Annotated in this window: 6 protein-coding genes, 1 tRNA gene and 1 other RNA gene; 5 read left to right on the top strand and 3 right to left on the bottom strand. The window is 70.8% G+C overall.

What is annotated here, in order from left to right; translation table 11 throughout:
- Positions 1-1675: DNA polymerase III subunit gamma and tau (locus AC5LUJ_RS10465; protein ID WP_493464842.1), on the bottom strand; the 1675-nt coding region annotated here is incomplete at its 3' end.
- Between the two features lie 70 nt (positions 1676-1745).
- Positions 1746-1842: signal recognition particle sRNA small type (gene ffs, locus AC5LUJ_RS10460), an RNA gene on the bottom strand.
- Between the two features lie 189 nt (positions 1843-2031).
- Between ffs and AC5LUJ_RS10455 the strand changes: the two genes are divergently transcribed.
- The 4 genes from AC5LUJ_RS10455 (at position 2032) to AC5LUJ_RS10440 (ending at position 3810) form a co-directional block, all read left to right on the top strand.
- Positions 2032-2454, top strand: a complete 423-nt coding sequence (locus AC5LUJ_RS10455; RefSeq protein ID WP_250285716.1) for a TOBE domain-containing protein — start codon at positions 2032-2034, stop codon at positions 2452-2454.
- Between the two features lie 117 nt (positions 2455-2571).
- Positions 2572-2659: transfer RNA gene (locus tag AC5LUJ_RS10450), tRNA-Ser, on the top strand.
- 60 nt (positions 2660-2719) lie between these two features.
- Positions 2720-3394 (top strand): ribbon-helix-helix domain-containing protein, encoded by a 675-nt coding sequence (locus AC5LUJ_RS10445; protein ID WP_250285715.1) that lies wholly within the window; start codon positions 2720-2722, stop codon positions 3392-3394.
- Entirely contained in the window at positions 3391-3810 is a 420-nt protein-coding gene (locus tag AC5LUJ_RS10440; protein WP_250285714.1) for a hypothetical protein, read from the top strand. The genes AC5LUJ_RS10445 and AC5LUJ_RS10440 overlap by 4 nt, the downstream gene beginning before the upstream one ends.
- A 388-nt stretch (positions 3811-4198) precedes the next feature.
- Here the strand turns inward: AC5LUJ_RS10440 and AC5LUJ_RS10435 are convergent, their stop codons facing one another.
- Positions 4199-4837 carry a hypothetical protein gene (locus tag AC5LUJ_RS10435; RefSeq protein WP_250285713.1) on the bottom strand — a complete coding sequence of 213 codons (639 nt, stop codon included), beginning with the start codon at positions 4835-4837 and terminating at the stop codon, positions 4199-4201.
- Between the two features lie 333 nt (positions 4838-5170).
- Here AC5LUJ_RS10435 and AC5LUJ_RS10430 point away from each other — a divergent pair.
- Positions 5171-6747, top strand: a 1577-nt coding sequence (locus AC5LUJ_RS10430) for a hypothetical protein (RefSeq protein WP_250285712.1), incomplete at its 3' end; no start/stop codon positions are given.

The raw sequence follows: 6747 nt of genomic DNA, 5'->3' as shown, positions 1-6747 counted from the left end.
CGCTTGGCGGAGCCGTGGGAGGAACGGGAGTGAAGGAGGCAGGCCTGGCGTCGGCTGGTGGCGGCACCTCGGCCGCGGGAGCCCAGCCAGCCGGACCGGGGGACTGCGCCGCGGCAGTCGCGGCAGGCCGGTGCGGGGCCCGGATCGGCGCGCCGGTTCCCACCGCGGCCGCCGCCCCGGGAACCGTTCCTCCAGAGCCAGAGCCAGAGCCAGAGCCAGAACCAGAGCCATACCCAGGACCCGCCACGTTGGCCGGAGCTGTTCTGGATGCCGGTCCGGCCGCGGCGGCTGGAACTGCCGTCGGGACGCCCGGAGCCGCCGCGGCGGCAACCGCGCCCACAGCGGCAGCGGGGCCTGCGGGAACCGCACCCGCCGCGACGATAGGGCCCGCCGCGGTAGCCGGGCTCGCGGGAACCGCGCTCGCGGCGGCCGGGCCTGGAAGGACGGCCGGTTGCGTGCCGGGGGCCGTATTCGCGATGCTCGTGGCGCCCGCGGCTGGGGCACCGGGGGGACCGGCGGCCACCCCCTGACGTTCCAGCCGCTCGATGCGGACCAGCAGCGCCGCCGGGTCGGAGCTCGCGGCGGGCAGCAGCGCGCGTGCCAGCGTCAGCTCGAGCAGCAGCCGTGGGCTGGTCGTGCCGCGCATCTCGACCAGGCCGGTGTGCACGACGTCGGCGGCGCGGGAGAGCTCGGCCGGGCCCATCCGCGCGCACTGGTCACGCATCCGTTCGAGCTGGTCGGCCGAGTAGCTCTCCAGCAGCCCCTTGGCGGGGGCGTCCGGGACGGCCGCGAGCACGATCAGGTCCCGCAGGCGTTCGAGCAGGTCCATGGCGAAGCGGCGCGGGTCGTGCCCGGAGGAGACGACCTTGTCGATGACGGTGAAGGCGGTTGAGCCGTCCCGCGCGGCCAGGGCGTCGACCGCCTCGTCCAGCAGGACGCCGTCGGTCAGGCCGAGCAGCGCGGCCGCCCGGTCGTAGCCCAGGCCGTCCGGGCCGGCGCCGGCGAGCAGCTGGTCGAGGACGGACAGCGAGTCCCGGACCGACCCGGCGCCGGCCCGCACGACCAGCGGTAACACCGCCGGGTCGACGTCCACGCTCTCCTGCGCGCAGATCGACGTCAGATGGTCGCGCAGCACCCCGGGCGGGACCAGCCGGAACGCGTAGTGGTGCGTCCGGGACCGGATGGTGGCGATGACCTTGTCCGGCTCGGTGGTCGCGAACACGAACTTCAGGTACGGCGGAGGCTCCTCGACGACCTTGAGCAGGGCGTTGAAGGCCGCCGCGGTGACCATGTGCGCCTCGTCCACGACGAACACCTTGAAGCGCGCCGAGGCGGGTGCGAAGAAAGCGCGTTCCCGCAGGTCACGGGCGTCGTCGACGAGGCCGTGGGAGGCGGCGTCGATCTCGGTGACGTCCATGCTGACCCCGGCGCGGATCGACACGCACTGGTCGCAGGCCCCGCATGGCTGCGGCGTCGGGCCGTCCACACAGTTCAGGGATGCGGCGAGGATGCGCGCGGACGACGTCTTGCCGCAGCCGCGCGGCCCGCTGAACAGGTAGGCGTGGTGCAGGCGGCCGGTGCGCAGCGCCTGCATGAGCGCGCCGGTGACATGCTCCTGGCCGACGACCTGGGCGAAGGTCGCCGGACGGTATCGGTTGTACAGCGCACCGCTCACCGGACCACCGGCCTGCCTGCCTCGTCGGAACCCAGGACCGCGACCCCGTGACGAAGAAGACCCCGTAACGGAGGGCGACCCCCCGCACACCCGCCAGAGCCTGCTTACCCTTGCTGCCTTCCGGCCCTGGGGGGGTTCACGAGGGTGACGCCGCACGAGGGGTCTGTCCAGCAGTCTATGGCCTGCCGGGGGGATCTTCGCGGCGGGGGTACCTGCCAGCGGTGACCATTGTCCGGACGGTGAACCTCGGCAAACTGTTCCATACCGCTCAGCGTCGAGACGGCCCGAGTACGTCCCGTGCGAAGGTAGCGGCACCCGATCGCCCACGACACGCAGGAAACTCGGTGAGGTCGAGCATGAGCATCAGCATTCGTAACCAGCTCTCTGGGGCTGTGACTGAAATCACTTCAGGCGAGGCGATCAGTGCTGTGAAGATTCGTCTCGCCACCGGGCAGGAAGTGGTTGCCGCGGTGACCACCGAGGCGGTCCGGGAGCTCGGCGTCGCCAGCGGCTCACAGGTCCGGATTCTGATCAAGGCGACGGACGTGTCCCTGGCCGTGGGCGAGGTGTCCGGCCTGAGCATCCGCAACCAGCTCCCCGGCGCGGTCACCGCGATCGACCAGGGCGAGGCGCTGGCCATCGTGAAGGTCGCCATCGAAGGCGGGGAAACAATCACCGCTGCGATCACCAAGGCGGCTGTCGGCGACCTCGGCCTCGCGGCGGGCTCCGCGGTCACCGCCCTGATCAAGTCCACGGAGATCGCCATCGCCGGCCCCTGACCCGGCCGCGGCCCACTCGGCCCACTCGGCCCACTCGGCCCGCTCGGCCCGCTCGGAGCACTCAGCCCGCTCGGCCCGCTGTCTCGATCGCCCTTCGGATCCGATAGTGTGGTCGACGGAGGATTCGCCTAGTGGCCTAGGGCGCACGCTTGGAAAGCGTGTTGGGGGCAACCCCTCGCGAGTTCGAATCTCGCATCCTCCGCCACCGCTGACCAGCGGAAACGAAGGCCCCGGACCGTTCGACGACCGGGGCCTTCGGCGTGCCGTGGGCTCAGAGGATATCGTCGCCGGCCACGCGTGCCTGCTGTCCCTCTCCGACATCCGTCAACTGGCCCACGCCATCGACGAGGGCCAAGCCGTCACCATCGAATACGTCTTCGACAAGGGGATCCTCGGCATCGGTGACAGTGATCGCATCCTGGTCTCACAGCGTTTCGTCGGCCACAGCCCCGCCGCCCGTGAACACGTCATAGCGCTCGCCGGCCGACCGCTCATCGGACCTCAACCGGGCACCCACCCCGTCGCGGCCATCCACCGCTCCTGGCGCACCAAGCCAGGTCTTCCACGGAAGCCCGCGCCCCGTCACGGCCGCATGATCACCAAGGCGTCGGCCATACGACGCAATGGTAAGGGGCACGACACCAAGAGTATGGTCTCTTGTATGGCGACGAAGAAGGTCACGGTGACGATCCCCGAGGATCTGCTGGACGAGATCCGCGCGGAGGCGGCAGAGCGGGGCCTGTCGGCATACGTCGCCGAGGCGCTGCGCTTCAAGCGGGATCGGGACCGCCTTGCGGAACTGGTCGACTGGCTGCAGGAAGAACACGGCCCCGTCGCCGGTGACGAGCGTGCGGCAGCACTCGACGAATTGGCGGAGCTCGACGCCGAACACGAGCGACGCCGCACGACGGGGCAGCACAACGCCGGAGAGGCGGCGTGAAGAAGCGGGGTGCCGAGCAGCGGCCCCTGCGCGTCTTCGTTCTCGATTGCGACGCCCTGGCCCTGGCCGTGCGCGGCGATCGGAAGATGATCGCCTGGCTCGACCTCGCGGCCCGTGGGGAAGCCGAGGTGGTGACGTCTCCGATGACGCTGGTCGAGGCGTACGACGGCAGAACCACCGAGCAGCGCTGGGACTGGGTCCTCTCCCGGCTCAAGGCCGCCGACATCGGAAAGGACGAGGCCCGCCAGGCCCGGCGCCTCCTGGCCGATACCAGGCCGCACGGCCACAAGTACGCGATCGACGCCGTGCTCGCCGTCATCGCACGACAGCAGAAGGGGCAGGTAACCGTCTTCACCTCGGACCTCGATGACCTGGAGAAGCTCCTCCCGCACACCATCGTCGTCAAGAAGGTATGACCCGGCACAAATCTCCGACGGCGCAACGCGCCTCACCGAGCCCGACACCGGATTCGTACTCGTCCGCAACGGATCATAATGCCGCGGGACGTTCTCGGATCGGAGTGTGGCGACCGCAAAGCGTAGTGATCCCGGCTGCTCGACCCACATTCCATACTCCTCATACGTGAGTCCGAGGTAGTCGCGCAACGGCATGGGCCGGCCGGCCGGGGCACCGCCAGCATCGTGCCAGGCAGCCACCCAGTCATCGACCTCGGGGAGCAGCGCTCGCCCCGCAAGGCACGCGTCGAGGAAGGTTGTGGTTCAGACATCGATCCTCCTTCCTGGCACCGCATCTCCTACTGTGACACCTGTGATCTCCTGGCAGGTTGTCGGCTCCGCGAAGGCCCTACTGGAGGGCAAAGAAGACTCGGTTGCTGTCCAGGGCCAGGGTTTCCTCGACGATCCAGGCGCCGCCCTGCACCTGGTCGGTGGGGACGGAGACGCAGACGTTGCCCGATGCCTTGGCGTTCGGGAACATTTCGCTGACGTCGCTGAGGCTGGTCGGGATGACCCCGCAGTGGTCGTCCTCGCCGCCTCTGCCGAAGGTGTTCCCGCCCGAGCCGTGGAAATGGAATGACAGATCGACCCACGGTGTCCCGGAATCGGGCCCATTGTAGGTCAGGTTGACGGGCACCATCACGAACTGCCGGCCGGCGGCGGGGGGATCGTTGAACCTGTTCTTGGCGGTGACCTGGGCGGTCGCGTTCAGGACGGTGGGGCCCAGGGTCACCTGCCAGTCGCCGATCTTGACGGTGGTACCGGCGGGCACGGGCTTCTGCCGGGTGCCGGGGGCGTCGCCGGTGCGTGTCGTGCCGGGGGCTGCCGAACTGTTCGGCTGGTTGACGATGTCGGCTCCCGCTCCGTCCGGATCGATGCTGGCGCAGCCGGTCATCGCCAACGCCACGGCGGCGAGGAGCGAGAGAAGCGCGGGAAAAGCGGTCCGTCCGGCACGCGCCTCAATGGAGGTCGTGATTCTGGATGGCATGAGAAGACGCATTCGATGATCACTTTCTGGGTGTCCTGCGGCGAGTACCGAAAAGGCTTGGACGGACGACCACCGCTGCCGCCGGAGCCGCTTGTGGAGCGAAGAAGGCGGCGGATGGGGGAGGGACGCCGGAGTGGGTGTCCGAGCCGTCCCCCCCGAGCGGCCCGGACGGAGGTCACTGTGGAGGCGCCGGAGCCCAGGGATCAAACATTCAGCTGATAACCAGGGTTATCAGTCTTCCTCATATTATTTCTCTTTATCATAACTATGCTTGCCTGACGCGACCACGGATCGGGCCGTGGGCGGCGCACTGGCGCGAACGGGGGTGAGCACATGCCGGACCTGACCGACGCGGGCACGCTGCTCATCTCGATGCCGGAGATCGCCGACCTCGCCGACGTGCGACGCGCGGTGGTGACCACCTGGCGGCGTCGGCACGCGGACTTCCCTGCGCCCGTCACGGCTCAGGGGCTGGACGCGGGCATCCCGATGTTCCATGCGCCGGACGTCGTGCGCTGGCTCGCCGCGAACCCGCGGCGCGGCAACCGCCGGATCGAGAACGCGGATCTGCGCCTCTACCTGCTGCGCTGCCTGGGCCAGCGGATGGGCGCCCGCACCTTCGTCGCCGCGGCCAGCGCGCTGCTCTGCCTACGCCACCTCGACGACGAGCCGCTCACCCCGACAGCGACGACAGCCGAGGCCGCGATGACCGCCGGGACCGCGATGACCGCCGGGACCGCGATGACCGCCGGGACCGCGACGGCCGCCGGGACCGCGACGGCCGTCGACGCGGAGAAGGTCGATGATCTGCGCGCGTCGCTGCGTGTCCGGGCGGAGCGGGTCGATCCGGACGACCGGCTGCTGCTCTCCGAGGTGACGGCTCTCAGAGCGCACGTGGGCTGGTTGGCTCCCGCCGTCGACGAACTGGTCGAGGCGGCCTACAGCACCCGCGACGCGTTCGAACGGCTGCTCGGCGCCCGCCACCGCCTCAACGTTCCCGAGCTCTACACCGACTCGGTGGTATCCCAGCTGGCGAGCCTGATGGCGCAGCTGTCCGGCGCCCGTGAGCATGCCCGGGATGTCGGGGCCGTGCACGTGGCCGACCCGGCGGCGGGTGCCGGTGACCTGCTGGCCGCCGTCCACTCGGTGATCGGCGAGGCGTACGACGTGCGGATCAGCGGGGCCGAGCCCGACCGGTTCCTCGCCCGGCTGGCCCGCCGCCGGTTCACGGTCGCCGGCGTGAGCCGCCGTGACCTGGACGTTCGTGCCTCGGCCGCGCGCCGCGCGAACGCCGACGCCGTCGTCACCCGCCTGCCGTTCCGGCCGGCGGAGGAGCGCGACGCCGTGGGCGTGCTCGTCGCGGTGCGCCGGATCGCCGACGCGCTGCGCCCACGGCAGACCGCTGTCCTGCTCGGGCCGGCCGAGGCGCTGGTGGACCCGCTGCCGGTGCACCGGCCGGCGGTGCGGCGCCGCGACGAGCTGCTGGCCACCGGCCTGGTCGAGGCGGTGATCCACCTGCCTGGCGGGATGGTCCCGTTCCGGCCGGCCTACCGGACGGCGCTGTGGGTGCTGCGCCGGGAGGAGGACGCGCCGGCGCACGGCCGGGTGCTGCTGGCGGACATCTCCGACCGGGAGCTGACCGACGACGTCGTCGAAACGCTCGTCCTGGACGTCGCGACCTGGCGCCGGGACGGATTCCGCCCGGACGAGCGGCTGCGCGTCCTCGCCTCCCAGGCGGCGATCAGCCAGTTGACGACCCGGCCCGGGGACGCGCCGGTGGCGTTGACGGCGCCGCGTCCCACCGGCGAGCCGAGCCGGCGGGCCGCCCGGGCGGTCGTGCGCATCCGCGAGATGGACGACCGGATCGCGTCCCACCGCGATACCGCGATGACAAGCGGTGTCGCGGTGAC

The sequence above is a fragment of the Protofrankia sp. CiP1_Cm_nod3 genome (assembly GCF_982290655.1).
This window is presented reverse-complemented; position numbering and strand designations above follow the sequence as displayed.

What these genes read in the sequence shown, in the direction of transcription:
- AC5LUJ_RS10435 (WP_250285713.1), bottom strand. Translation starts at nt 4,837, where the DNA reads ATGCCATCCAGAATCACGACCTCCATTGAGGCGCGTGCCGGACGGACC.
- AC5LUJ_RS10455 (WP_250285716.1), top strand. Translation starts at nt 2,032, where the DNA reads ATGAGCATCAGCATTCGTAACCAGCTCTCTGGGGCTGTGACTGAAATC.